The organism is Burkholderia sp. BCC1985, assembly GCF_905339915.1.
Lineage (GTDB): Bacteria > Pseudomonadota > Gammaproteobacteria > Burkholderiales > Burkholderiaceae > Burkholderia.
This window is the reverse complement of record NZ_CAJPGY010000015.1, coordinates 152,903-176,209: the sequence shown is the minus strand read 5'-3', so window position 1 is coordinate 176,209 and position 23,307 is coordinate 152,903. Positions and strand designations below refer to the sequence as shown.

Below are 23,307 nucleotides of genomic sequence, written 5' to 3'. Positions count from 1 at the left end.
GGTCTTCTAAAGTGAAAAACGCGGGTTCACGATCACCTTTAAACACATAGCTAACCGAGCCTGGTGCCCGCAAGCCTGGAGACAGAACATGATGAAGCGTACCGGTGTCCTTTTTGCCCTCGTCGGCGCATTTTCCGTGGTGTCGATCGCCCAGGCGGGCGGCGATGCGGCTGTCCAGCCGAAGCAGGAAATCCAGCTGACGAAGAATGCGTGGGGCTGTCTGTCGAAAGACAATCTGGACTCCGTACTGAGTCACGAACGTGACGGCAAGTCGCAGGCGAAGCAGCAGTACTTCGACGACTACCGTTGCCTGTCGGTGCCGGAAGGCCAGCGCTTCCGCGTGGTGTCGGTCGATCAGGGCGACGTCCAGTTCGTCAGCGCCGACAACAGCGACCAGCAGGGCCTCTGGACCGATTCGCGCTTCGTCAAGCAGTAACCCGCACGCGCACCTCTCGCCCCCGCGTGCCTGCCGGAACCACCGGCGGCGCGACCTGAACGCGGCCCGGCCGATGCCGGGCCGTCGTGCTGTGGCGCGCCCGTCACGCGCCGGGCGGCGCGCATTCGGTATCATCACGGCCCGACCGAACCGAATGCCCGCCCGGGCCGTATCCGCATGGCGCTGAAATCCACGATCTACAAAGCCGAGCTGCAAATCGCCGACATGGATCGGCACTACTACGCCGATCACGCGCTGACGGTCGCCCGTCACCCGTCTGAAACCGACGACCGGATGATGGTGCGCATCGTCGCGTTCGCGCTGTTCGCGCACGAGCGTCTCGAATTCTGCAAGGGGCTGTCGGACGTCGACGAGCCCGATCTGTGGCAGAAGGACCTGACGGGTGCGATCGACGTATGGATCGAGGCCGGCCAGCCCGACGAACGGCGCATCTCGAAGGCGGCCGGCCGCGCCGGGCAGGTCACGGTGATCGCGTACGGCGGCAAGACCTCGGATATCTGGTGGCAGGGCGTGCGCAGCAAGGTGGAGCGGCTGCGCAACGTGCAGGTGCTGTCGCTGGCCGACGGCGTCGCGGCCGCGCTCGGGCGTCTCGCCGAGCGCACGATGCGCCTGCAGTGCACGGTGCAGGACGGCGCCGCCTGGATCTCGAGCGCCGACCACGATCCGGTCGCGGTCGAATGGACGGTGCTGAAGCCGTTCGCCGACGCGTGACGGCCGGCGCGCCGCTCAGCCGAACGCGGCGGGCGGCCCCTTGAATTCCAGCATGTTCCCTTCGGGATCGAACAGATAGATCGACGGCCCGTAGCCGCCGGCGCCGTAGCGATCGGCGGGGGCGCCGGGGCGCGCGCCATGCGCGGCGAAATGCTCGATCAGCGCGTCGGGGTCGAACGGCTCGACGCGCAGGCACAGATGGTCGAGGTTGCGGCCGGTGCCGGGCGGTCCGCTGTCGGGACGATCGATCGGGCCGCCGACCGACAGCAGGTCGATCAGCGCGTCGCCGGCGCGCAACTGCACGAGGCCCAGGTCGGGCTGTTCCTTCTCCACGTGGCAGCCGACGGCATCGCAGTAAAAGCGCGTCATCGCAGCCATGTCGGTCACGCGCAGCACGACGTGATCGATCGCGCGGATGGTCGGTTTCATGAGCGGGGCACTCCTTCGGATGGCGTGCACCGAGTGTAGACCGCGCCGGCGACGGATGCCGCAATGCTGCACGATCGACGGACGAAAAAAAGCCCGTTCACGCAGAGCGGAACGGGCTTAATCCATATCAGGAGGAGACATGGAGGAGACAGTTCCAACTATACACACGGCGATGGTGCGTTGCAATATTCCGAGTGTAAAAAATGGTCAGGACGGCGATTGGTCGCAGCCGCACTGCAGCAAAATGGTGACGCGACGATGACGAAAGCGGTGCCGGAGCAGCGCTTTGCGCGGTGTTTCGTCCGATTGATCGATTGCGATGTGCCCCCGGTTTCGCCGGTGCGAATCACAGAGCAAGATTCGGGGCGCGACGGCCCATGCCGATGTCTAGAGTAGGCACCATCTACACTAGAGAGTGCGAGGTTCAGATGACAACCGCCTATCCGACCGACGATGCCCGCTGGGGCGCCGTGACCGCCCGCGACCCTCATGCGGACGGCGCGTTCTTCTACGCCGTGCGCACGACCGGTGTGTTCTGTCGCCCGAGCTGCGCGTCGCGGCTGCCGCGGCGCGAGCATGTGTTCTTCTTTGCCAGTCCGGCCGACGCGCGCGCGGCCGGTTTTCGTCCGTGCAAGCGCTGCCAGCCGGAAGGGCTGCCGCGCGAGCTCGAGATCGTCAATCGTGCCTGCGCGGTGCTTGACGCGCATGCGGAGCGGCTCACGCTGCAGCAACTGAGCGACGCCGTGCACGTAAGCCCGTTCCACCTGCAGCGGCTGTTCAAGCGCGTGGTCGGCGTGTCGCCGCGGCAGTACCAGGCCGCGCAGCGCGGCGCCGCCTTGCGCGAGGCGCTGCAAAGCGGGCAGCCGGTTACGCAGGCGGCCGTCGACGCGGGTTTCAACTCGCCGTCGCGGCTCTACGCATCGGTGCCGCGCGAACTGGGCATGGCGCCGTCCGCTTTCCGTCGCCAGGGCGCCGGCCTGCGGATCGACTACGCGACCGCGTCGACGCCGCTCGGCACGGTGCTCGTCGCCGCGACCGAACAGGGCATCTGCCGGATCGCGTTCGGCGACGAGCCGGCGTCGCTCGTCGGCGAACTGACGGATGCGTTCGCGCGTGCGGAACTGGTCGAATCGCCTTCGCGGCTCGCGCCGTTCGTCGCGCAGATCCGCGCCTACCTCGACGGCACGCGGCACGCGTTCGACCTGCCGCTCGACATCGCGCCGACCGCGTTCCAGCAGCGCGTCTGGGAAGCGCTGACGCACATCCCGTACGGCGAAACGCGCAGCTACTCGGAGATCGCCGAGGCACTGGGCTCGCCGCGTGCGGTGCGGGCCGTCGCATCGGCCTGCGCGTCGAACCCGGTCGCGCTCGCGATCCCGTGCCACCGTGTCGTGCAGAAGGGCGGCGCGCTCGCCGGATATCGCTGGGGCGTGCGCCGCAAGGCGACGCTGCTCGCGTCCGAGGCGCGCCATGCGCACGACGACGAAACCGAAGCCGTTGCGGAGGGCAACGCAGTTTGAGCATCGAAAAAACCACGATTACGTCGATCGCGGATGGCGGCCAGGTGCCGCCGTCCGCGCAGATGGAACTGCGCTTCAAGGCGCCGTACGACTGGGCGCGCGTGTTGCGCTTCTTCAGCGGACGGGCGATTCCGGGCGTCGAACAGGTCGTCGACGGCGTGTATCGCCGCATCGTCGACCTGCACGGCGAAGCGGGCCGGCTGACCGTCACGAAGCATCCGCGCCGGCATTGCCTGATCGCGACGGTCGACGGGGCAGCCGCGCGGCATGTCGACGATGCATTCGCGCGCCGCGTCGCGTCGATGTTCGACCTCGGCGCCGATCCGGCCGCGATCGGGAGCGGGCTTGCGCGCGACCCGTGGTTCGCGCCGCTCGTCGATGCAGCCCCGGGGCTGCGCGTGCCGGGCGCCTGGTCGGGATTCGAGCTCGCGGTGCGCGCGATCGTCGGTCAGCAGGTGAGCGTGAAGGCGGCGACGACGATCGTCGGCCGGCTCGTCCAGCGGGCCGGCGAGCGCGTCGCGCACGACGACGGCATGGCAGCGCCGGACGGCGTGCCCGCCTGGCGTTTCCCGACGCCGGACGCGCTCGCCGCCTGCGATCTGGAGAAGATCGGAATGCCCGGCAAGCGGGCCGCGGCGCTGACGGGCGTGGCGCGCGCGGTGGCGGCCGGCCACGTGCCGCTCGATCCCGCCCAGGCCGATCTCGCGACGCTGCGTAGCGCCTGGCTCGACCTGCCCGGCATCGGCCCGTGGACCGTCGAATACATCGCGATGCGTGCGTGGCGCGACCCGGACGCATGGCCGGCGTCCGATCTCGTGCTGATGCAGTCGATCACCGCGCGCGATCCGTCGCTCGACCGGCTCGCGAGCCAGAAACGCCGCACCGAAGGCTGGCGGCCGTGGCGCGCGTATGCGGCGCTGCATCTGTGGAACGACGTGGCCGACCGGGCCGGCGGCGCGCGCGGCGGATGACGGCCGCCGCGGCCGGCCGGCGGGTGCGCGGGGCAGGGCCGCGCTGCGACCCGCAAACGGCGCCGGGCCGGCAGCGATCGGTCGGTGGTGCTCACGGTTGCGACGCTTGACGGCGATCACCGCGTTCCGGCGGCCGTCATCCCCCGGCGTGCGGGCGGCTCGAGCGTGACGGCGACGCATCGCGGGTTCGGCTGCGCGGGTTGCACCTGGCGGCGCCGTGGCGTGCACGGCTCATGTTACTTCCGACGAATTTCGCGTGATCGTCGCGTCCGGCGGTGCCGACGGACGGTCCGCCGCGCGCGCGGCGATCGTCGTCATCGGCCCGCCCGGCGGCCCGCCGCGGCGGGCGCGCACCACCCGGAGTCACCTCAAGCGCGCGTGACGGCGAGATGTTAAAGTGCCCGCTACCAACGAAGCGACCAATAATCCAGCCGGCCGCGCGGCATCCTGCGCGCGGCCGTCACGCACTTGCGTCTCCATGTCGAACACCATGACTCACCGCCAGTCCGAACTGCTGCTGAATCGTCTCGAAGCGCTGAGCTCGGGCCCGACGCGGCAGCATCTGCCCGACGGCCTGCGCGGCATCGAAAAGGAAAGCCTGCGCGTGACGCGCGACGGGATGATCGCGTTCACGCCGCATCCGCGCGCGCTCGGTTCGGCACTCACGCACCCGTCATTGACGACCGACTATTCCGAAGCGCTGATCGAACTGATCACGCCGGCGGAAGCCGACGCGTCGATCACGCTCGAACGCCTCGACGATCTGCATCGCTACGTGTATGCGTCGCTCGGCGACGAGATGCTGTGGAATAACTCGATGCCGGGCCAACTGCCGGCCGACGACGAAATCCCGATCGCCGACTACGGCACGTCGAACATCGGTCGCCTGAAGACGGTGTATCGCCGCGGTCTCGCGTATCGCTACGGCCGCACGATGCAGTGCATCGCCGGCATCCACTACAACTACTCGCTGCACGAGGAAGTGTGGCGGCGCCTGCATGCGGAAGAGGGCTCGACGGCCACGCTGGTCGACTACCAGTCGGAGCGCTATCTCGCGCAGATCCGCAACTTCCGCCGCCGCAGCTGGCTGTTGATGTACCTGTTCGGCGCATCGCCGGCGCTCGACACGAAGTTCCTGCGCGGCAAGCCGCACAAGCTCGACACGTTCGACGCCGATACGCTGTACCGGCCATATGCGACGAGCCTGCGGATGAGCGACCTCGGTTACTCGAACACGACCGCGCAGGCCGCGCTGCAAGTCGACTACAACACGCTGCCCGCCTATCTCGACGCGCTGTCGAAGGCCGTCAGCGAGCCGTATCCGCCGTACGAGGCGATCGGCACGCATCGCGACGGCGAGTGGATCCAGATCAACACGAACGTGCTGCAGATCGAGAATGAGTTCTACTCGACGATCCGGCCGAAGCGCGTCACGTATTCGGGCGAGCGGCCGCTGCATGCGCTCGCGTCGCGCGGCGTGCAGTACATCGAAGTGCGCTGCCTCGACATCGATCCATTCGAGCCGACCGGCATCGCGCTGGAGACCGCGCGCTTCATCGACGCATTCCTGCTCGCGTGCGCCCTCGACGAGAGCCCCGCGCTCGACTGCGACGCGTACAAGGAAGCGAACGCGAACTTCGGCAGCGTGACGATGGACGGGCGCAAGCCGGGGCTGACGCTGACGCGCGACGGCCAGCCGGTCACGCTGCAGGCGTGGGCGGACGACCTGATGGCCGATATCGAAACCGTCGGGCGCCGTCTCGACGAGATCCGCGGTGGCGACGAGCATGTGCGAGCGATTGCCGCGCAGCGCGAGAAGCTCGCCGATCCGGAGCGCACGCCGTCGGCGCGCGTGCTGCGCACGATGCGCGAGAACGGGCAGTCGTTCCTCGCGTTCGCGTGCGCGCACAGCGAGGCGCATGCCGCGCATTTCCGCACGAACCCGCCGTCGGCGGAGACGATGCGCGCCGAGCAGGCGCTCGCCGCGAAGTCGCTGGCCGAGCAGGCCGAGCTCGAAGCGAAGGAGGCCGGATCGTTCGACGCGTTCGTCGCGGCCTATCGTGCGTATACGCTGAACCGCTTCAGCGTTTGACGGCCGCGGCCCGCTGCGCGTCGCGCGGCGGGCAGGCCGGTTGCGCAGTCACGCGCCCGGCCCGGTTTCGTCCGCTTTAGTGATGCGCGTACGTGTCGCGATCGACCACGCGCGGCAGTGCCGGTTTTCCTGATTCCACATTCGCATGGCCGTTGCTGCCGTAGCCGGCCGCGTCGCCGCGCGCCTGCGCGGCGCGCTGCATGACCGCCTGCATGTTTTGCGGAAAGTCCGGGCTGCTGGCGAGACTCGGCCGGTAGCCGGCGGCCTGCAGTTCCGCGAGTTCCTGGCGAACTTGCGCGCGCGTCAGCGTCGACGCGGCCTGGGCCTGGGCGGCGACAGTCGAGCCGATCAGCAGGAATGCGCACGCCGCAAGTTTCATGGTTTTCATCGTGTTTGCTCCGTGAGGTATCCGGCGCCGCGCCCTTCGTCGGCGCGGGCGGAATCGATGCAGCCAGTCTAGGCTTCGGACGCCAAACGAAACACCCCGCGTGCCGTCAGTCACCTTTGTCGCCTGAGCAACATTGCGTCGGCGGCTTGCTGGCGTGCGTGTCAGTGCGGCGCCAGCCGCCGTTCAGCGTGCGGCGGATTCCGTGTGTCGACGCCGCGCGCATCGGGCTTGCCCTCCTTGTGCAAGCGCGATGCGCCTCCTAACCTTTTTTAAGCGACTGATCGGTCGGCGCTGCGGCATGGTTGCATGCGCAAGCGTCGGGCGATCTTTGCCGTCGTGGAACGCACGTTTGATACGGGACAGGAGCAAGCGCTAAAGCGCTAACGTCTGTCGACCGCGAAGCATGGGACAGGAGCAAGCGCTAAAGCGCTAACGCCTGTCGACCGCGAAGCATGGGACAGGAGTAAGCGCTAAAGCGCTAACGCCTGTCGACCGCGAAGCATGGGACAGGAGCAAGCGCTAAAGCGCTGACTCCTGTCGACCGCGAAGCATGGGACAGGAGTAAGCGCTAAAGCGCTAACGCCTGTCGACCGCGAAGCATGGGACAGGAGCAAGCGCTAAAGCGCTGACTCCTGTCGACCGCGAAGCATGGGACAGGAGTAAGCGCTAAAGCGCTAACTCCTGTCGACCGCGAAGCATGGGACAGGAGTAAGCGCTAAAGCGCTAACTCCTGTCGACACGGAGACACGAGACACGATGAATCCCACCGCAACCCTGCCGCCCGGCATCCTGTTCGCGCAGCCGTTGACGCCCGTCGCCAACTCGCTGTTCCTGTCGTTCCTCGTCGCGGTGATCCCGATCGCGGTCGCGCTGATCGCGCTCGGCGTGCTGCGCCGGCCGGCATGGCAGGCGTCGCTCGCCGGCCTCGTCACCGGCCTCGCGGTCGCGATCGGCGCGTGGGGCATGCCGGCCGGCCTCGCGTTCAACGCGGTCGGCGCCGGCATGGCGCTCGCGGTCGTGCCGGTGATGTGGATCGTGTTCAACGCCTTGCTGCTGTACAACATCGCGGTGAAGTCGGGCCGCTTCGACCAGTTCCGGCAGTGGATGCTCGACCACCTGCCCGACGACCGCCGCCTCGTGCTGCTCGTCGTCGCGTTCTCTTTCGGCTGCCTGCTCGAAGGGATCTCCGGGTTCGGCACGCCGGTCGCGATCACCAGCGCACTCCTGATCGCGCTCGGCTTCCCCGCGCTCGAAGCGCTCACCTACACGCTGCTGTTCAACACGGCGCCAGTCGCGTTCGGCGCGCTCGGCGTGCCGATCACCGTGCTCGGCGCGGTCACGTCGCTGCCGCCCGCGACGCTCGGCGCGATGGTCGGCCGGCAACTGCCGTTCTTCGCGCTGCTGCTGCCGTTCTACGTGGTCGGCGCGTACGGCGGCCTGCGCTCGATCTCGAAACTGTGGCCCGCGCTGCTCGTGTCGGGTGCGAGCTTCGCGATCGCGCAGTTCGTCACGTCGAACTTCCTCGGCTACCAGCTCACCGACGTGCTGTCGTCGCTCACGTCGCTGATCGTCACGATCGGCTTCCTGCAGGTGTGGAAGCCGCAGCCCGATCCGCAATACGCGCTCGCGCGCAGCGTGCCCGCCACGGCCGGCGCCGCGCGCGCGGGCTTCGGCGGCTGGCTGCCGTGGATCGTCGTGTCGGTGATCGTGATCGTCTGGGTGCACGCGAACATCGCGGCGATCGGCGACGTGAAGATCAAGTGGCCGGGCCTGCACAACGCGGTCTTCGTGTCGCTGTACCACAAGCCGTATGCGGCGATCTGGGACTTCCAGCCGCTCGGCACCGGCACCGCGATCCTCCTGTCGGCGATCATCACGGCCGTGCTGACGCGCACCGGCGCCGGCGCGTTCCTCGAATGCGTGGTGAAGACGTGGCGGCAGACGTGGATCGCGATCATCACGGTGATGATGATCGTCGGGCTCGCGTACCTGCTGAACTACTCGGGAATCAGCTACACGCTCGGCACCGGTGTCGCGTCGACCGGTGCGCTGTTCCCGCTCGTGTCGGCGTCGCTCGGCTGGATCGCGGTGTTCCTGTCCGGCAGCGACACGTCCGGCAACGCGCTGTTCGGCAACCTGCAGGTGGTTGCCGCGCGGCAGCTCGGCCTCGATCCGGTACTGATGGCCGCGACCAACTCGTCGGGTGGCGTGATGGGCAAGATGATCTCGCCGCAGAACATCGCGACGGGCGTCTCGACGACCGACCTGAAGGGGCAGGAAGGCATCGTGTTCGCGCGCACCTTCTGGCACAGCGTGATCCTCACGCTACTGCTCGGCGTGCTCGTGTTCCTGCAGCAGCACGTGCTGACGTGGATGATCCCCGCGCTGCCGAAGTGACGCGCGGCGGGAAGCGGCAAGGAAGGCACGAGGAACACAACGACGGAAGGCGCGGGAACAACGCGGGAAACGCGCCCGGAAAAGCGCCGGGAAGCGCGAAGGGAAAAACGCGAAGGGAAAAACGCGAAGGGAAAAACGCGAAGGGAAAAACGCGAAGCCGACGAACGCGCGGCGGCTCAGCGCGCGTGCACCGGCCGCGTCGCGTGCGTTGCGTCGCGGGTCGCGGACTGCGCCGGTACGATGCACGCGAGGAACGCATCGATCGCCGGGCTTTGGCGGCGCGCCTTCAGGTAGTACACGTATTCGTCGATCGTCGTGTCGACGCCGCGCAGCGCGACGACGCGCAGGTCCGGGTGACGCTCGGCCTCGCCGCGCGGAAACAGGCTTCCGCCCACGCCATGCAGGATCGCCTCGCGGATCGCTTCGCGGCTGCCGATCTCGGCGACCGACGTGGCCGCGACCCCGGCCGCCGCGAGGATCGTCTCCGTGCAGCGGCGCGTGACCGACCCTTCCTCGCGAATCAGGAGCCGCACGTCGGCGAGCTGCGCGGCGTCGATCGCGTCGAAGCGTGCGAGCGGATGGTCGCGATGCACGACGAGCACGAGCGGATCGGTCGAGATCACCTTGCGTTCGAGGCCGTCCGCGTCATTGCGCTGCGACGACACCGCGAGGTCGATGCGGAATTCGTGCAGCGCCTGCAGGATTTCCTCGGAATTGCCGATCCGGCACGTGAGCGCGATCGACGGATGCGCGTGCGAGAAGCGGCCGACCGCGTCCATGATGTAGTACGGCCCGGTCGCGCCGATCCGCAGATGGCCTTCGAACAGGCCGCCGACGTTGCGCAGCATGATGTCGGCCTGCGCCTCGAGCGCGATCATCTTCTCGACGAGCGGCAGCAGCTCGATGCCGGTCTCGGTGACCTCGAGCTTGCGGCCGCTGCGATAGAACAGCTCGACGCCGTACAGCTGCTCGACCTGCCGGATCTGCGCGGCGATCGTCGGCTGGCTCACGCCCAGGTGGCGCGCGGCGCGCGTGATGCTGCCCTGCCGGACGGTCGCGTGGAACGCCTTCAGCTGATCGAACACGACTCGGCTTCTCCCCCCTCTTCATCGCGCGTCAGCGTAGCGCATGCGTGTGTCGGCCACGTGAAAGGTGCGCCGTGCGCCGCTTCGAAAAAAAGCTGGGGGTGACCGCAAGAAACCTGCTGGAACCGGTCACGGCCGGGACATGCCGGTGCGGAGTAATAGCGGCAACGCACCGACCGCCGGCCCCGCTCGACCGGCGCCACCCTTACCGACCCACAGGATCCTCTTCATGTCCGCCACCAATCGACGCGATTTCCTGCGCCTCGCCGCCCAATCGGCCGGCGCGATGGCCGCCTACGCCGGCTTCCCGCCGGCGATCCGCAAGGCGCTCGCGATGCCGGCCGCCTATCGCACCGGCACGATCCGCGACGTCGAACACGTCGTGATCTTCATGCAGGAAAACCGCTCGTTCGACCATTACTTCGGCGGGCTGCGCGGCGTGCGCGGCTTCAACGACCCGCGCCCGCACCTGCTGCCGAGCGGCGCGCCGGTGTGGCAGCAGCCGCCGGCATCGGTGTTCACGAAAAACTACCACTCGCGCGGGCTCGACCCGTCCGCGCCGTACGTGCTGCCGTTCTACCTCGACCCGAAGCAGACGACCGAATTCCAGCCGGGCACCAACCACGGCTGGAGCAGCGGCCACCTGTCCTGGAACAACGGCCAGTGGGACCAGTGGGTGAACCAGAAGCAGGACGTGCTGACGATGGGCTACCTGAAGCGCCAGGACCTCACGTACCACTACGCGCTCGCCGACGCGTTCACGATCTGCGATTCGTACTTCTGCTCCGCGCATGCCGACACGGCGCCGAACCGCATCTACCTGTGGACCGGCACGATCGATTCGCGCAACGTGTACGGCACGCAGCCGAACGGCCCCGGCATCGGCGAGCGCAACAACACGAACGGCTACACGTGGACGACCTACGCGGAACGCCTCGAGAGCGCGAAGGTCAGCTGGAAGCTGTACCAGGGCGGCACGGGCATCCCGGGCGACCCGACCGACAACTACACCGACAACTCGCTGATGTTCTTCAAGCGCTTCCAGGTGAAGGAAGGCGCGAGCGGCCCGCTGGTCGACAAGGGCGCGTCGGATCACACGCTCGCCGAGCTGAAGGCCGACGTGCAGGCGAACCGGCTGCCGCAGGTGTCGTGGATCGTGTCGCCGTACAAGTACAGCGAACACCCGCAGGCGTCGCCGACCGACGGCGCGTTCTACATCAACACGGTGCTCGAGGCGCTGACGTCGAACCCCGAGGTGTGGGCGAAGACGGTGTTCATCCTCAATTACGACGAAAACGACGGGCTTTTCGACCACGTCGTGCCGCCGGTGCCGCCGGTCACGAGCGGCGTGGGCGGCCAGGGCATCGTGTCGTCGAACCTGCTGTCGAACCTCGGCGACGAACTGCTCGACCTGAACAAGTACCCGGGCGAGATGAGCCCGCTCGTGCCGGGCGCGGACCCGGGCGGCATCCAGCCGATCGGCCTCGGGCCGCGCGTGCCGCTGATCATCATCTCGCCGTGGACGAAGGGCGGCTGGGTCTGCTCGGAGACGTTCGACCACACGTCGGTGCTGCGTTTCCTCGAAGCGCGCTTCGGCGTGCAGGAGCCGAACATCAGCGCGTGGCGCCGCTCGGTCTGCGGCGACCTCAGGTCGGCATTCGATTTCTCCGCGCGACCCGATACGCGCACGGTGAGCTTCACGGTGCCGCAGCACATCCAGACGGCCGGCCAGGCGTACCAGGTGCCCGCGCAGCAGTCGATGCCGGCGCAGGAGCCCGGCACGCGTCCGGCGCGGGCGCTGCCGTACGAGCTGTTCGTGCATGCCCGCGTGAACGGCCGCGACGACAGCGTGTCGCTCGATTTCGCGAATTCGGGTGACGCGGGCGCCGCATTCTACGTGTACGACCGCCGCAATCCGGCGACGCCGCCGCGTCGTTACGCGGTGTCGTCGCACGACCGCTTCGCCGATACCTGGAGCACGTCGGCCGCGCGCGGCGACTACCATCTCGCCGCGTATGGCCCGAACGGCTATCTGTGCGAATTCCAGGGCAACACGCGGCTGGCCGCGGACGGCCGCCACGCGAACCCGGAAGCGAAGGTCGGCTACGACGTGCGCAACCGCCACGTGTACCTGCAGCTGCGCAACAGCGGCGGCGCGGCGTGCCGCGTGGTCGTCGACAACGCGTACAGCCATGCGCATGCACGCAGCTACACGCTGGAGCCGGGCGAGCGCATCGAGGATCACTTCGAGCTGTCGTCGAGCCACGGCTGGTACGATCTGACGATCACCGCGACCACGCTGCGCGGTGGCGACGACAAGGTCGTGCGCCGCTTCGCGGGCCACGTCGAGACAGGGCGGCCGAGCCAGAGCGACCCGGGGCCGGTGAAGCAGACGGCCTGACGGCAGGCGCGCATCGGTGCGGTCCGGCGTGCTCATGCCGGCCGCACGATGCCGCGTGCCGGTCGCATTCCGGCAGCGGAACCGGTTTTTGGAAACTGAAAACTGTTGACAATGTATCGGGCCGAGGGTATATAACGATCATTCGCCGACATGGCGCCCTCGTTTTCTTCCGCAGCGTCGCTGCCTGCCCGACCATGACTGCCCCGAACGCGCTCAACGCCATCGAACTCCTGCAAAGCCAGTCGCTCGCGATGATTGTCCAGGACATGCTCGAGCGCGCGATCGTGTCCGGCGAATATGCGCCGGGCGAGAAGCTCAACGAAGTCGATATCGCGACCAAGCTGAACGTGTCGCGCGGCCCCGTGCGCGAAGCATTCCGCGCGCTCGAGCAGGCCGGGCTGCTGCGCAACGAGAAGAATCGCGGCGTGACGGTGCGCGTCGTGCCGCTGCGCGAGGCCGAAGAGATCTACGAAGTGCGCGCGATGCTCGACGAGTCGGTCGCGCGCGCGCTCGCGAAACGCATTTCGCCCGACACGCTGAAGGTGCTGAAGGGCATCATCCAGTCGATGAAGGATGCCGCGAAGACGCATGACGTCACGCGCTATACCGAGCTGAACGTGCAGTTCCACGACGCGATGGTGGTCGGCGTCGGCAATACGCATCTCACCGACACTTATCGCCGGCTCGTGCGCCAGCTCGGGCTGCTGCGCCAGGCCGCGATCGAGGCCGAGGAGGATGCGATCGCGGTGTCGGCGGCCGAGCACGACAAGATCGTGCAGGCGCTCGCGAGCGGCGACGAGGAGAAGGCGGTCGCACTGGTGCGCGAGCATGTCGCGCACGGCCTCGCGCGGATGCGCCGCACGCACGAGCAGGGGTTGCCTGCGGCGGGGAAGGCGGCGCGGGAGAAGGCCGGCGCGTGAGCGGGTTGCGGCGCGGGTTTCACCGCGCGTCGATGGCGACAGGGCGCTGAACCGGTCGGTCAGCGCCTTTTGTGTTTACATCGTTCGCATGGTGACGTGCGGTGCGCGATGCGCGTTGTGCCTGGCGGGTTCAGTTCCTGCCGAAGATGACGAGATCCGAGCCGATTGGGGTGATCGTCGGCGCGTTGATCATTTGCCGCTCCGTTTATCAAAGAAATCGTCCAGGACCCAGCCAGTACCAGTCTCGCAGCGCACCTGTGTGTAGGCCCCTTTATTGCATGGCGCCCGCCATCACGCCTTGTCCGCCTTCCCCGCCGCGCTCGCGAACTTCGCGAGCCACGTGTCGACCATCGCCGGCCGCCGGCTTTCGTCTTCCGCACGCTCCTTGCGACGAATCGCATTGCGCACCACGTGCGCGCCCACATAGCGGATCGGCTCCGGCGGGAAATGGCCGAGCGGGCCGCGCACGATCGGGCTGCGCGTCCACGCGTTGTCGAGCCCGAGCACCAGCGACGACAGGATCTGTCCGCCCATGTAGGTCGGCCCGACGCCGTTACCTGAATAGCCGAAGCCGTAGAACACGTTCGGCGCGCCGTCGAGGTGGCCGAAGAACGGGAAGCCCGTCACCGAGCGGTCCGACGGGCCGTTCCAGCTCGCAGTCACCGGCACGCCCGCGAGCGACGGAAAGAATTCGCGCAGGCTCTGCGTGAGCTGCGCCTCGTACGGCGAGCGCCGGTCGAACACCGGCGCGATGCGGCTGCGCCACGAGAACGTGTTGCCGCCCTTGCCGAGCATCAGCCGGCCGTCGGCGGTCGTGCGGTAGTAGTACACGAAGATCCGCGAATCGAGCACCGACACGCCGTCGACGAGCCCGGTCCGTTCCAGCAGTTCCGGGCATTTCTCGGTGATGACCATGTCGCTCGACACGACCGCGATCGTGCGCTCGAACTGCGGGAAGCGGCTCGCCATCCACGCGTTGATCGCGAACACCAGCTTGCCGGCGCGCACGCTGCCGGACGGCGTCCGAACGACGGCCGGCTGCCCTGGCGTGAAGTCGACGAGCGGCGTGCGCTCGTAGATCCGGATCCCCATCTCGAGCGCGACGCGGCGCAGCCCGCGCACGAGCTTGCCCGGATGCACGGTCGCGGCGATCGGCGAATACACGCCGTCGAGATTGCGGGCCGAGCCCGAACGGCGTGCGACTTCAGCGGCCGGCAGCGGCTCGTAGCTGTGGATACCGCACGCGGCGAGCGCGTCGAGCACCGGCGCGAGCGTGCCGACCTGCGCGCGCGACGTCGCGGTGTACAGCGTGCCGTCGAGCCGCAGTTCGGCATCGATGCGATGCGTGCGACAGAAGTCGGCGATGTGCTGGACGGCCGCCTCCGACGCCTTCACGAGCCGGATCGCCTCCGCTTCGCCGAACAGGCGCCGCAGCGTCAGGAATTTGGCTGACCACGTGAGCAGGCACCCGCCGTTGCGCCCGCTCGCGCCGGCGCCGCACAGGTCGGCCTCGAGTATCGCGATGTCGAGCGCCGGGTTCTGCTGCTTCGCCTGGATCGCGGTCCAGAGCCCCGTGAAGCCGCCGCCGACGATGCAGACGTCGGCCTCTATCGTGCCTTGCAGCGCGGGGGCGAGATCGCCGTCGTTGAACAGTGCTTGTTCGATCCAGAAGGGTCGCATCGGATGTCGTGCCGGTAAGGGTCGAGAGAATTGCCGTGCCGCACACGGCGGTAAAACGCAAAACGAAAGCGAACCCGCCGCACCGCAACGCACGGCGACCGGCCGCGCGCCGCGGTGTGGCGGATGCAGCGCGTCAGGCCGCCGCTTCGGCCGACACGCGCCGCACGCCCATCGCCTTCAGCGTGTCGGCGATCGCGGCGACCGCGCCCGGAATGCCGGCTTCGCCGAAGTGGCCGATGCAGCCGACGCGGAACGTGTCGACCTCGGTCAGCTTGCCCGGATACAGAATGTAGCCGCGCTTTTTGACCTCCTGATAAAACCGCTTGAAGTCGTAGTTCGGATCGTCGGGCGCATGGAACGTGACGATGATCGGCGCCTGGATCGCCGGATCGAGGAACGGCCGGAAGCCGAGCGCGCGCATCCCGTCGATCAGCGCGCGCGTGTTGCGCTGGTAGCGGCCGCCGCGCGCGGCGAGCCCGCCTTCGTCGACGTATTGCGCGACGGCCGCATCGAGCGCCGCGACCACGTGCGTCGGCGGCGTGAAGCGCCATTGCGTCGTGCGCTGCATGTAGACCCACTGGTCGTACAGGTCCATCGCGAGCGAATGGCTGTTGCCTTCGCAGCGTTCGAGCGCGGTGCGCTTCGCGATCACGAAGCCGAGCCCAGGCACGCCTTCGAGACACTTGCCGGACGCGGCGATCACCGCGTCGAACGGCGTCGTGCGCGCATCGATGTCGATCGCGCCGAACGAGCTCATCGCGTCGACGATCAGCCCGCGGCCGTGTTTCGCGACGACCTGCGCGACTTCGTGCAGCGGGTTCAGCACACCGGCGCCGGTTTCGCAGTGCACGAGCGCGACGTGCGTGATGGTCGGATCGCCGGCGAGCGCGCGCTCGACGTCGGCCGGATCGACGCGGCGGTCCTCGCTGTAGTCGATCGTCGTGAGCTTGCGGCCGAGCACGCGGCAGATCTTCGCGAGGCGCTGGCAGTACGCGCCGTTGTTCGGCACGAGCACGTGGCCATCGCGCGGCACGAGCGTGCCGATCGCCGCCTCGACCGAGAACGTGCCGCTACCCTGCAGCGGCACGCATTCGTGCGTGCCTTCGCCGTGCACGATCTGCAGCAGCCGTTCACGCAGCCGCGCGGTGATCGCGTTGAAGTCGCTGTCCCACGAACCCCAGTCGCGCAGCATCGCGTCGCGCGTGCGCTCCGAGGTCGTCAGGGGGCCGGGGGTGAGCAGGATGGGCTGGGTGGCGAGCGTCATGGTGTCTCCTTGGTGAAGTCGGGACGTCACGTGAATGCGGCGAACGGATCAGCGGCGGTGCGGGGTGCGCCAGGCCTGCGTGCGGCGCAACAGGCGGTGCGAGATGCAGGCGAACAGCACGCACGCGAACGACGAGGTCGCGAGCACGAGCGTCGCCATCGCGGCGGCCGGGCCCATCTGGCCCGCGTCGTCGAGGTTCAGGATCGCGACGGAGGCGGGCTGCGTGTCCGGTGAGTACAGGAACGCGACGGCGGAGACCGTCGTCATCCCGTTGACGAACAGGTAGCGCGCGATCAGCAGGATCGCCGGCAGGCACACGGGCACGGTCACGCGCAGGAAGGTCTTGTAGAACGGCACCTTCAGCGACGCGGACACGGCCTCGAACTCGCTGTCGATCTGCCGCAGCGCGGTGACGGCGGTCAGGTGGCTCGACGCGTAGTAGTGGACGACCGTGACGATCGCGAGCAGCCACAGCGACCCGTACAGCCCGTTCAGCGGATTGCCGGGCGCGTTGAACAGGAAGATGTAGCTGATGCCGAGCACGAGGCCCGGCACGCCCATCGGCAAAATCGCGCACAGGCTGATGAAGCCGCGCAGCCAGCGCGCGCCGCGGGTTTTCTCGATCAGGTAGGCGCCGCCGAACACGACGATCGTGCCGCCGAGCGCGACGGTCGCGGCCATCCGCAGGCTGTTCTTGTACGCATCGAAGATGCCGGCGCCGATCAGCCCCATCTCGTAGTGCTGCAGCCCGACGCTCATCTGGTACGGCCAGAACTTCACGAACGACGCGAACACCGAGATGCCGACCACCGCGATGAAGAACGCGCACACCAGCGCGCAGTACGCGAGCATCGCGGCGTCGAAGCCGCGCGACGGCTTCGGCTGATACGGCGTCGAGCGTGCGCCGAGCTGCGACTGCTGGCGGCGGCGGATGAAGAAGTCGACGCCGAACGCGACCAGCGCCGGGCACAGCAGCATCAGGCTCACGACCGCGCTGCGGTTGAAGTCCTGCAGCCCGATGATCAGCTTGTAGATGTCGGTCGACAGCACGTTGTACGAGCCGCCGATCACCACCGGCACGCCGAAGTCGTTGATGCACATCGTGAAGGCCACCATCGTCGCGCTGATCAGCCCGTACTTCGCGCCCGGCAGCGTGATCGTGAAGAACTTGCGGATGCGGCTCGTGCCCATCGCGTCGGCGGCTTCGTAGAGCCGGCCGTCCGCGAGCGACAGCGCGGTGACGAGGATCATCAGCACGTGCGGAAACGATGCGTACACCATGCTCAGCACGATGCCCGCCAGTCCGTAGATCGAGTGGCCGTGCAGCAGCGGCTTGAGCAGCCCCGCGTTGCCGAACCAGTAGATGAACGACACGGCGGACAGCAGCGTCGGCGCGAGTAGCGGCAGTAGCGCGATCGTGCGTGCGGCGTTCTTCAGCGGCATGCACGAGCGCGTCAGCGCATACGCGAACGTGAACGCCATCGGCACGACGATCATCGTGACGAGCGCGCCGACCGTCAGCGAATGGAGCATCGAGCGCAGCACGCCGCTGTCCTCGAGATACTCGACGAAGTTGTGTGCGCCGACGAAACGGCCGTCCGCGTCGACGAAGCATTTCTGCACGACGAGCGCGAGCGGCAGCAGCAGGAACAGCGACATCAGCGCGGCCATCGCGACGAGCGCGAGCTGTGCGATGCGGTCGTGCCAGTGCGTGAGCTGCCGCACGTCGGCGGAGGCGGCCGCGCCGCGGCGGCGTTCGGTGAGGACGGCGCTCATTGCAGTCGCTCCTTCGCGCTCGGGAACACGCGGACATGCTCGCGATCGAGCGCGAGGTCGATGCGCGCGCCGGCCTGCACGCCGGTGCGGTCGACGTCGTGATACGACAGGTCGGCGACGATCTCCTGGCCGTCGAGCCCGTCGATCCGGAAGCTCACGCGGCAGAACGCGCCGAGGAACTCGAGCTTCTCGACGCGGCCGGCCAGCACGTTGTCGGCCGTCTCGCCCGGAATGCGGATGCGCAGATCCTCGGGCCGCACGTAGACCGACACGGCCGCGCCCTGGGCCGGCCGGGTCGCGCCATGCCGGCAGTCGAAGCCGACGCCGCCCGCCCGCAGCGTGCCGTCCTGCGCGACTTCGGCGGGGATCGTGTTGACGCGGCCGATGAAGTCCGCGACAAACGGCGACGCGGGCTGCCGGTAGATTTCGAGCGGCGTGCCGATCTGCTCGATCACGCCGTGATTCATCACGACGATGCGGTCGGCCATCGACAGCGCCTCTTCCTGGTCGTGCGTGACCATGATCGTCGTCACGCCGAGCCGCTGCTGCAGCGCGCGGATCTCCTGGCGCAGCCGCACGCGCACGCGCGCATCGAGTGCCGACAGCGGCTCGTCGAGCAGCAGCAGGCCGGGCGACGTCGCGAGCGCGCGCGCGAGTGCGATGCGCTGCTGCTGGCCGCCGGACAGCTGACCGGGATGCTTGCGATGGCTGTCGGGCAGGCCGACCAGCGCGAGCAGCGTATGCACGCGCTCGTGGATCGCGTCGCGCTTCATCCTGCGGTTCACGAGCCCGTACGCGACGTTGTCGAAGACGGTGAGGTTCGGAAACAGCGCGTACGACTGGAACACGATCCCGTAGTCGCGCAGTTGCGGCGGCAGCCGCGAGATGTCGCGGCCGTCCTGCATGATGTGGCCGGCGCTTTGCGCCTCGAGCCCCGCGATGATCCGCAGCAGCGTGGTTTTCCCGCAGCCGGACGGCCCCAGGAAGCAGATCATCTCGCCCTTCATCACGCTCAGGTTGATGTCGGTGAGGACCTGTGTGTCGTTGTACCGCTTTTCGATGCGTTCTACGCTCAGATAGGGTGCCATGCACGCCTCCACGCTGCGGGCGGCCCGGATGCGGGCCGGATACGACGATCGGAAGGGAGGCGGGGCGGCGCGTGTCGCGGCCCCGCTGCCTGGTGCGGCGTTAGCGCCGCGTCATTGCTGTGCTTTCGCCCCGTAGCGCTTCTGCCAGGTATCGAGGATCGACTGACGGTTCTTCGCCGACCACACGAAGTCGTTCTTCACGAGCAGGTCCGCATAGTTGTCGGGGATGCCGGCGAGCTTGCGCGCGACGCCCGGGTACGCGACGATCGCCCACCAGCGCGCGGTGATCTGGTTCGCGTCCTTGCTCGCCATGAAGTCCGCGAGCTTCTTCGCGGCGTCGGGCTGCCTGGTCGTCTTCATGATCGCGGTGCCTTCCATGTCCCAGCCGAGCCCTTCCTTCGGGAACACGAGATCGATCGGCGCGCCCTGCGCCTGCAGTTCATGACCGCGGAACTCGAACGAGATGCCGATCGGGAATTCGCCGGTGCCGGCGAGCGTGCACGGCTTCGAGCCCGAATGCACGTACTGCGCGACGTTCTTGTCGAGCGCGTCCATGAATTTCCAGCCGCGATCGTCGCCGAAGGTCTGCAGCCATGCGGTGACGTCGAGATAGCCGGTGCCCGACGAAACGGGGCTCGGCATCACGATCGCGCCTTTGTAGACCGGCTTCGTCAGGTCTTCCCACGACGTCGGCTTCGGGATGTTCTTGGCCTGCGCGGCGACGCGGTTGTAGCAGATCGTCGCGCCCCACACGTCCATGCCGACCCAGTGCGGCGGCGTGTTCGCGTCGCTGTACTTGCGCGTGAGCTGGTCGAAGCCCTTCGGCGCATACGGCATCAGCATCCCCTGCAGGTCGAGCAGCGTGAGACTCGATGCGGCGAGGCCGAGGATGACGTCCGCGCGCGGGTTGTTCTTCTCCGCGAGCAGCTTCGCGGTGACCGAGCCGGTCGAGTCGCGCACCCAGCGGATCTCGATGTCGGGGTTCGCTTTCTCGAAGGCGTCCTTGTAGGGCTTCATCGCCTCGTCCTCCAGCGCGGTGTAGACGAGCAGCGACGTCTTCGCCTGCGCCGCCTGCGCCGCCTGCGCCGCGCCGAGCGCGACCGCGGCGGCCAGCGCGACGCGCGCCGCGCCCGTCGCCCATGCATTGAAACGCTTCTGTACCGGCACTTCGTTCATCTTCAGACCCCTTGACCGTGGCGCCGCGGCATGCGGCGGATGAGTGGAGACCAGCCCTCTTCGTACTGCCTCGTGTTTCCGTCTTTTGCTTTCTGTTCTCTGCATGTTGTTGACAATCTACAAATCCTCAATTTTAATGTCAAGCATGGAAAACACCTCCTCGGCGCGGCGCGGGCGCCGACAGCTCAACCCCCTTCGAACCGAAAGGACTGAACGTCATGACTGAAACGCCTGTATCCGTGGAAGTGAACGGCCGCCGCTACAACTGGATGCGCCGCCCCGTGGTGGTGGTCTGCGTCGACGGCTGCGCCTATGAGTATCTCGAGATGGCGGCCGAGGCCGGCGTCGCGCCGTTCCTGCGCACGCTGCTGAAGCCGGGCACGGCGCTCAAGGGCGAGTGCGTGGTGCCGAGCTTCACGAACCCGAACAACCTGTCGATTGTTACCGGCGTGCCGCCGGCGATCCACGGGATAAGCGGCAATTACTTCTACGATCGCGACACCGGCGCCGAGGTGCTGATGAACGATCCGAAGTACCTGGTCGCGCCCACCGTGCTCGCGACCTTCGCGGAACAGGGCGCGCGCGTCGCGGTCGTCACCGCGAAGGACAAGCTGCGCCGCCTGCTCGGCAAGGGGCTGAAGGGCATCTGCTTCTCGTCGGAGAAAGCGGACGAGGCGAGCCTCGAGGAAAACGGCATCGACCACGTGCTCGAGCTGGTCGGCAAGCCGGTGCCGAGCGTGTACAGCGCGGACCTGTCGGAGTTCGTGTTCGCGGCCGGCGTGCGCCTGCTCGAGACGCGCCCGATCGACCTGATGTACCTGTCGACAACCGACTACGTGCAGCACAAATGCGCGCCCGGCACCGACGGCGCGAACGCGTTCTACCAGATGATGGACGCGTACCTGAAGCGGTTCGACGAACTCGGCGCGATCGTCGCGATCACGGCCGACCACGGGATGAACGCGAAGCACGACGGCGAGACCGGCGAGCCGAACGTGATCTATCTGCAGGAGCTGTTCGACGACTGGCTCGGCCACGACGCGGCGCGCGTGATCCTGCCGATCACCGATCCGTACGTCGTGCACCACGGCGCGCTCGGCTCGTTCGCGACCGTCTACGTGCCGGACGACGCCGATGCCGACGCGCTGCGCGCGCGGCTCGCCGCGGTGGACGGCATCGAGGTCGTGCTGACGGGCGCCGAAGGCTGCGCGCGCTTCGAGCTGCCGCCCGAGCGGATGGGCGACCTGATCGTGATCTCGAAGCAGGACGTCGTGCTCGGCACGCGCCGCATCAAGCACGACCTGTCGGGCCTCGACGTGCCGCTGCGCTCGCACGGCGGGATCTCCGAGCAGATCGTGCCGCTGATCTTCAGCAAGCCGGTCGCGACCGATGTCGCGGGCCGCGCGCGGCTGCGCAACTTCGACATCATCGACATCGCGCTCAACCATCTGCAGTGACGCGGACGCATCCGCCAGGAGACACTCATGAACGCCATTGCAGCATCGACGGAGGTTCGCACGGTTCATCGTGAAGCACTGCGAATCGATGGTGAAAGGATTCAGCGCGATGCGGTGATCGAGGTACGCAACCCGTACGACGGCTCGCTCGTCGGCACCGTGCCGAAGGCGACGCTCGACGACGTGCGGCGCGCGTTCGCGGTCGCGCGGGCGTACCGGCCGTCGCTCACGCGCCACGAGCGCGCGGCGATCCTGCGCCGCGCGGCCGACATCGTGCGTGCGCGCACCGCCGGGATCGCGGCGCTGATCACGGCCGAGGCCGGCTTGTGCATCAAGGATTCGACGTATGAAGCCGGGCGCGTGGCCGACGTGCTCACGTTCGGCGCGGGCGAAGTGCTGAAGGACGACGGGCAGATCTTCTCGTGCGATCTGACGCCGCACGGCAAGAAGCGCCGCGTGTACACGCAGCGCGAACCGCTGCTCGGCGTGATTTCCGCGATCACGCCGTTCAACCATCCGATGAACCAGGTCGCACACAAGGTCGTGCCGTCGGTCGCGACCAACAACCGGATCGTCGTGAAGCCGTCGGAGAAGGTGCCGCTGTCGTGCTACCTGTTCGCGGACATCCTGTATGAAGCCGGCCTGCCGCCGCAGATGCTGCAGGTGATCACCGGCGACCCGAAGGAGATTGCCGACGAGCTGATCACGAACCCGGCGATCGACCTGATCACGTTCACCGGCGGCGTGTCGATCGGCAAGTCGATCGCGTCGCGGATGGGCTACCGGCGCGCGGTGCTGGAACTCGGCGGCAACGATCCGATCATCGTGATGGAGGACGCCGATCTCGACGAAGCGAGCACGCTGGCGGTGTCGGGTTCGTACAAGAACTCGGGGCAGCGCTGTACCGCGATCAAGCGGATGCTCGTGCACGAGGCGGTGGCCGATCGCTTCACCGAGCTGGTCGTCGAGAAAACCCGCGCGTGGGCCTACGGGAACCCGGCCGATCCGTCGGTCGACATGGGCACCGTGATCGACGAAGCGGCCGCGAAGTTCTGCGAGCAGCAGGTGAACGACGCGATTGCACGCGGTGCGCGGCTGCTGGTCGGCAACGTGCGCGACGGCGCGCTGTATTCGCCGACGGTCGTCGATCGCGTGACGCCCGACATGCCGCTCGTGAAGTACGAGACGTTCGGGCCCGTGTCGCCGATCATGCGTTTTCGCGACATCGACGAGGCGATCCGGATGTCGAACAGCACCGACTATGCGTTGTCGTCGTCGGTCTGCACGAACCGCTTCGACAGCATCACGCGCTTCATCACGGAGCTGGAAGTCGGCAGCGTGAACGTGCGCGAGGTGCCGGGCTACCGGCTCGAACTGACGCCGTTCGGCGGCGTGAAGGATTCGGGCCTCGGCTACAAGGAAGGCGTGCAGGAGGCGATGAAGAGCTTCACGAACACGAAGACCTACTCGCTGCCGTGGTAAGCGGTGTGTGATG

19 protein-coding genes are annotated in these 23,307 nt (G+C 67.8%); 11 read left to right on the top strand and 8 right to left on the bottom strand.

From position 1 onward, the window contains the following. Nucleotides 1–88: 88 nt before the first annotated feature. Both sap1 and U4Z31_RS17840 read left to right on the top strand, forming a co-directional pair. Complete coding sequence (sap1, locus tag U4Z31_RS17845) at nt 89–436, top strand: surface attachment protein Sap1 (RefSeq protein ID WP_044848669.1); 348 nt, start codon at nt 89–91, stop codon at nt 434–436. A 177-nt stretch (nt 437–613) separates the two neighbouring features. Further along, entirely contained in the window at nt 614–1,168 is a 555-nt protein-coding gene (locus U4Z31_RS17840) for a YaeQ family protein (protein WP_124486733.1), read from the top strand. A gap of 15 nt (nt 1,169–1,183) precedes the next feature. Here U4Z31_RS17840 and U4Z31_RS17835 read toward each other — a convergent pair whose 3' ends face one another. Further along, complete coding sequence (locus tag U4Z31_RS17835) at nt 1,184–1,597, bottom strand: VOC family protein (protein WP_044847320.1); 414 nt, start codon at nt 1,595–1,597, stop codon at nt 1,184–1,186. Between the two features lie 428 nt (nt 1,598–2,025). On the opposite strand from U4Z31_RS17835, the gene ada reads away from it, so the two are divergent. The 4 genes from ada (at nt 2,026) to gshA (ending at nt 6,180) form a co-directional block, all read left to right on the top strand. Next, the gene (gene ada, locus U4Z31_RS17830) at nt 2,026–3,117 is read left to right on the top strand and encodes a bifunctional DNA-binding transcriptional regulator/O6-methylguanine-DNA methyltransferase Ada (RefSeq protein ID WP_321810970.1); all 1,092 of its coding nucleotides are present in this window, start codon (nt 2,026–2,028) and stop codon (nt 3,115–3,117) included. Next, the gene (locus U4Z31_RS17825) at nt 3,114–4,088 is read left to right on the top strand and encodes a DNA-3-methyladenine glycosylase family protein (protein WP_321810969.1); all 975 of its coding nucleotides are present in this window, start codon (nt 3,114–3,116) and stop codon (nt 4,086–4,088) included. The genes ada and U4Z31_RS17825 overlap by 4 nt, the downstream gene beginning before the upstream one ends. Before the next feature lie 256 nt (nt 4,089–4,344). Beyond that, complete coding sequence (locus tag U4Z31_RS17820) at nt 4,345–4,470, top strand: hypothetical protein (protein ID WP_260426209.1); 126 nt, start codon at nt 4,345–4,347, stop codon at nt 4,468–4,470. Nucleotides 4,471–4,566: 96 nt separating this feature from the next. After that, the gene (gene gshA / locus U4Z31_RS17815) at nt 4,567–6,180 is read left to right on the top strand and encodes a glutamate--cysteine ligase (RefSeq protein ID WP_321810968.1); all 1,614 of its coding nucleotides are present in this window, start codon (nt 4,567–4,569) and stop codon (nt 6,178–6,180) included. Between the two features lie 76 nt (nt 6,181–6,256). Here gshA and U4Z31_RS17810 read toward each other — a convergent pair whose 3' ends face one another. Next, entirely contained in the window at nt 6,257–6,568 is a 312-nt protein-coding gene (locus U4Z31_RS17810) for a DUF4148 domain-containing protein (RefSeq protein ID WP_124666583.1), read from the bottom strand. Nucleotides 6,569–7,324: 756 nt separating this feature from the next. Here U4Z31_RS17810 and U4Z31_RS17805 point away from each other — a divergent pair. Continuing rightward, a complete protein-coding gene (locus tag U4Z31_RS17805) occupies nt 7,325–8,965 on the top strand; it encodes an L-lactate permease (RefSeq protein ID WP_321810967.1) in 1,641 nt (546 codons plus the stop codon). 176 nt (nt 8,966–9,141) lie between these two features. On the opposite strand, the gene U4Z31_RS17800 is transcribed toward U4Z31_RS17805, so the two are convergent. Further along, nucleotides 9,142–10,050 carry a LysR family transcriptional regulator gene (locus tag U4Z31_RS17800; RefSeq protein ID WP_321810966.1) on the bottom strand — a complete coding sequence of 303 codons (909 nt, stop codon included), beginning with the start codon at nt 10,048–10,050 and terminating at the stop codon, nt 9,142–9,144. 229 nt (nt 10,051–10,279) lie between these two features. Here U4Z31_RS17800 and U4Z31_RS17795 point away from each other — a divergent pair, with 229 nt between their 5' ends. Together U4Z31_RS17795 and U4Z31_RS17790 are read left to right on the top strand one after the other, a co-directional pair. Continuing rightward, nucleotides 10,280–12,451, top strand: a complete 2,172-nt coding sequence (locus U4Z31_RS17795; RefSeq protein ID WP_321810965.1) for a phosphocholine-specific phospholipase C — start codon at nt 10,280–10,282, stop codon at nt 12,449–12,451. A 194-nt stretch (nt 12,452–12,645) separates the two neighbouring features. Next, a complete protein-coding gene (locus U4Z31_RS17790; protein ID WP_044847361.1) occupies nt 12,646–13,371 on the top strand; it encodes a phosphonate utilization associated transcriptional regulator in 726 nt (241 codons plus the stop codon). Nucleotides 13,372–13,662: 291 nt separating this feature from the next. Here the strand turns inward: U4Z31_RS17790 and U4Z31_RS17785 are convergent, their stop codons facing one another. The 5 genes from U4Z31_RS17785 to U4Z31_RS17765 form a co-directional block, all read right to left on the bottom strand. Next, complete coding sequence (locus U4Z31_RS17785) at nt 13,663–15,051, bottom strand: FAD-dependent oxidoreductase (protein WP_321810964.1); 1,389 nt, start codon at nt 15,049–15,051, stop codon at nt 13,663–13,665. A gap of 133 nt (nt 15,052–15,184) precedes the next feature. Continuing rightward, nucleotides 15,185–16,315 carry a 2-aminoethylphosphonate--pyruvate transaminase gene (locus U4Z31_RS17780; RefSeq protein WP_321810963.1) on the bottom strand — a complete coding sequence of 377 codons (1,131 nt, stop codon included), beginning with the start codon at nt 16,313–16,315 and terminating at the stop codon, nt 15,185–15,187. A gap of 48 nt (nt 16,316–16,363) precedes the next feature. Beyond that, nucleotides 16,364–18,091: a putative 2-aminoethylphosphonate ABC transporter permease subunit gene (locus tag U4Z31_RS17775; RefSeq protein WP_321810962.1), complete on the bottom strand. Its 1,728-nt coding sequence runs from the start codon at nt 18,089–18,091 to the stop codon at nt 16,364–16,366. Then, nucleotides 18,088–19,179, bottom strand: a complete 1,092-nt coding sequence (locus U4Z31_RS17770) for a putative 2-aminoethylphosphonate ABC transporter ATP-binding protein (protein WP_321802683.1) — start codon at nt 19,177–19,179, stop codon at nt 18,088–18,090. The genes U4Z31_RS17775 and U4Z31_RS17770 overlap by 4 nt, the downstream gene beginning before the upstream one ends. 111 nt (nt 19,180–19,290) lie before the next feature. After that, nucleotides 19,291–20,355, bottom strand: a complete 1,065-nt coding sequence (locus U4Z31_RS17765; RefSeq protein ID WP_321810961.1) for a putative 2-aminoethylphosphonate ABC transporter substrate-binding protein — start codon at nt 20,353–20,355, stop codon at nt 19,291–19,293. Between the two features lie 218 nt (nt 20,356–20,573). Here U4Z31_RS17765 and phnA point away from each other — a divergent pair, with 218 nt between their 5' ends. Both phnA and phnY read left to right on the top strand, forming a co-directional pair. Next, a complete protein-coding gene (gene phnA, locus U4Z31_RS17760; protein ID WP_321810960.1) occupies nt 20,574–21,812 on the top strand; it encodes a phosphonoacetate hydrolase in 1,239 nt (412 codons plus the stop codon). A gap of 27 nt (nt 21,813–21,839) precedes the next feature. After that, a complete protein-coding gene (gene phnY, locus U4Z31_RS17755) occupies nt 21,840–23,294 on the top strand; it encodes a phosphonoacetaldehyde dehydrogenase (protein WP_124486716.1) in 1,455 nt (484 codons plus the stop codon). The last annotated feature ends 13 nt before the right edge of the window (nt 23,295–23,307 follow it).

What these genes read in the sequence shown, in the direction of transcription:
- U4Z31_RS17780 (WP_321810963.1), bottom strand. Translation starts at nt 16,315, where the DNA reads ATGACGCTCGCCACCCAGCCCATCCTGCTCACCCCCGGCCCCCTGACG.
- phnA (WP_321810960.1), top strand. Translation starts at nt 20,574, where the DNA reads ATGACTGAAACGCCTGTATCCGTGGAAGTGAACGGCCGCCGCTACAAC.
- gshA (WP_321810968.1), top strand. Translation starts at nt 4,567, where the DNA reads ATGTCGAACACCATGACTCACCGCCAGTCCGAACTGCTGCTGAATCGT.
- U4Z31_RS17840 (WP_124486733.1), top strand. Translation starts at nt 614, where the DNA reads ATGGCGCTGAAATCCACGATCTACAAAGCCGAGCTGCAAATCGCCGAC.
- U4Z31_RS17790 (WP_044847361.1), top strand. Translation starts at nt 12,646, where the DNA reads ATGACTGCCCCGAACGCGCTCAACGCCATCGAACTCCTGCAAAGCCAG.
- U4Z31_RS17765 (WP_321810961.1), bottom strand. Translation starts at nt 20,355, where the DNA reads ATGAACGAAGTGCCGGTACAGAAGCGTTTCAATGCATGGGCGACGGGC.
- U4Z31_RS17835 (WP_044847320.1), bottom strand. Translation starts at nt 1,597, where the DNA reads ATGAAACCGACCATCCGCGCGATCGATCACGTCGTGCTGCGCGTGACC.
- U4Z31_RS17785 (WP_321810964.1), bottom strand. Translation starts at nt 15,051, where the DNA reads ATGCGACCCTTCTGGATCGAACAAGCACTGTTCAACGACGGCGATCTC.
- U4Z31_RS17770 (WP_321802683.1), bottom strand. Translation starts at nt 19,179, where the DNA reads ATGGCACCCTATCTGAGCGTAGAACGCATCGAAAAGCGGTACAACGAC.
- ada (WP_321810970.1), top strand. Translation starts at nt 2,026, where the DNA reads ATGACAACCGCCTATCCGACCGACGATGCCCGCTGGGGCGCCGTGACC.
- U4Z31_RS17805 (WP_321810967.1), top strand. Translation starts at nt 7,325, where the DNA reads ATGAATCCCACCGCAACCCTGCCGCCCGGCATCCTGTTCGCGCAGCCG.
- phnY (WP_124486716.1), top strand. Translation starts at nt 21,840, where the DNA reads ATGAACGCCATTGCAGCATCGACGGAGGTTCGCACGGTTCATCGTGAA.
- U4Z31_RS17795 (WP_321810965.1), top strand. Translation starts at nt 10,280, where the DNA reads ATGTCCGCCACCAATCGACGCGATTTCCTGCGCCTCGCCGCCCAATCG.
- U4Z31_RS17775 (WP_321810962.1), bottom strand. Translation starts at nt 18,091, where the DNA reads ATGAGCGCCGTCCTCACCGAACGCCGCCGCGGCGCGGCCGCCTCCGCC.
- U4Z31_RS17810 (WP_124666583.1), bottom strand. Translation starts at nt 6,568, where the DNA reads ATGAAAACCATGAAACTTGCGGCGTGCGCATTCCTGCTGATCGGCTCG.
- sap1 (WP_044848669.1), top strand. Translation starts at nt 89, where the DNA reads ATGATGAAGCGTACCGGTGTCCTTTTTGCCCTCGTCGGCGCATTTTCC.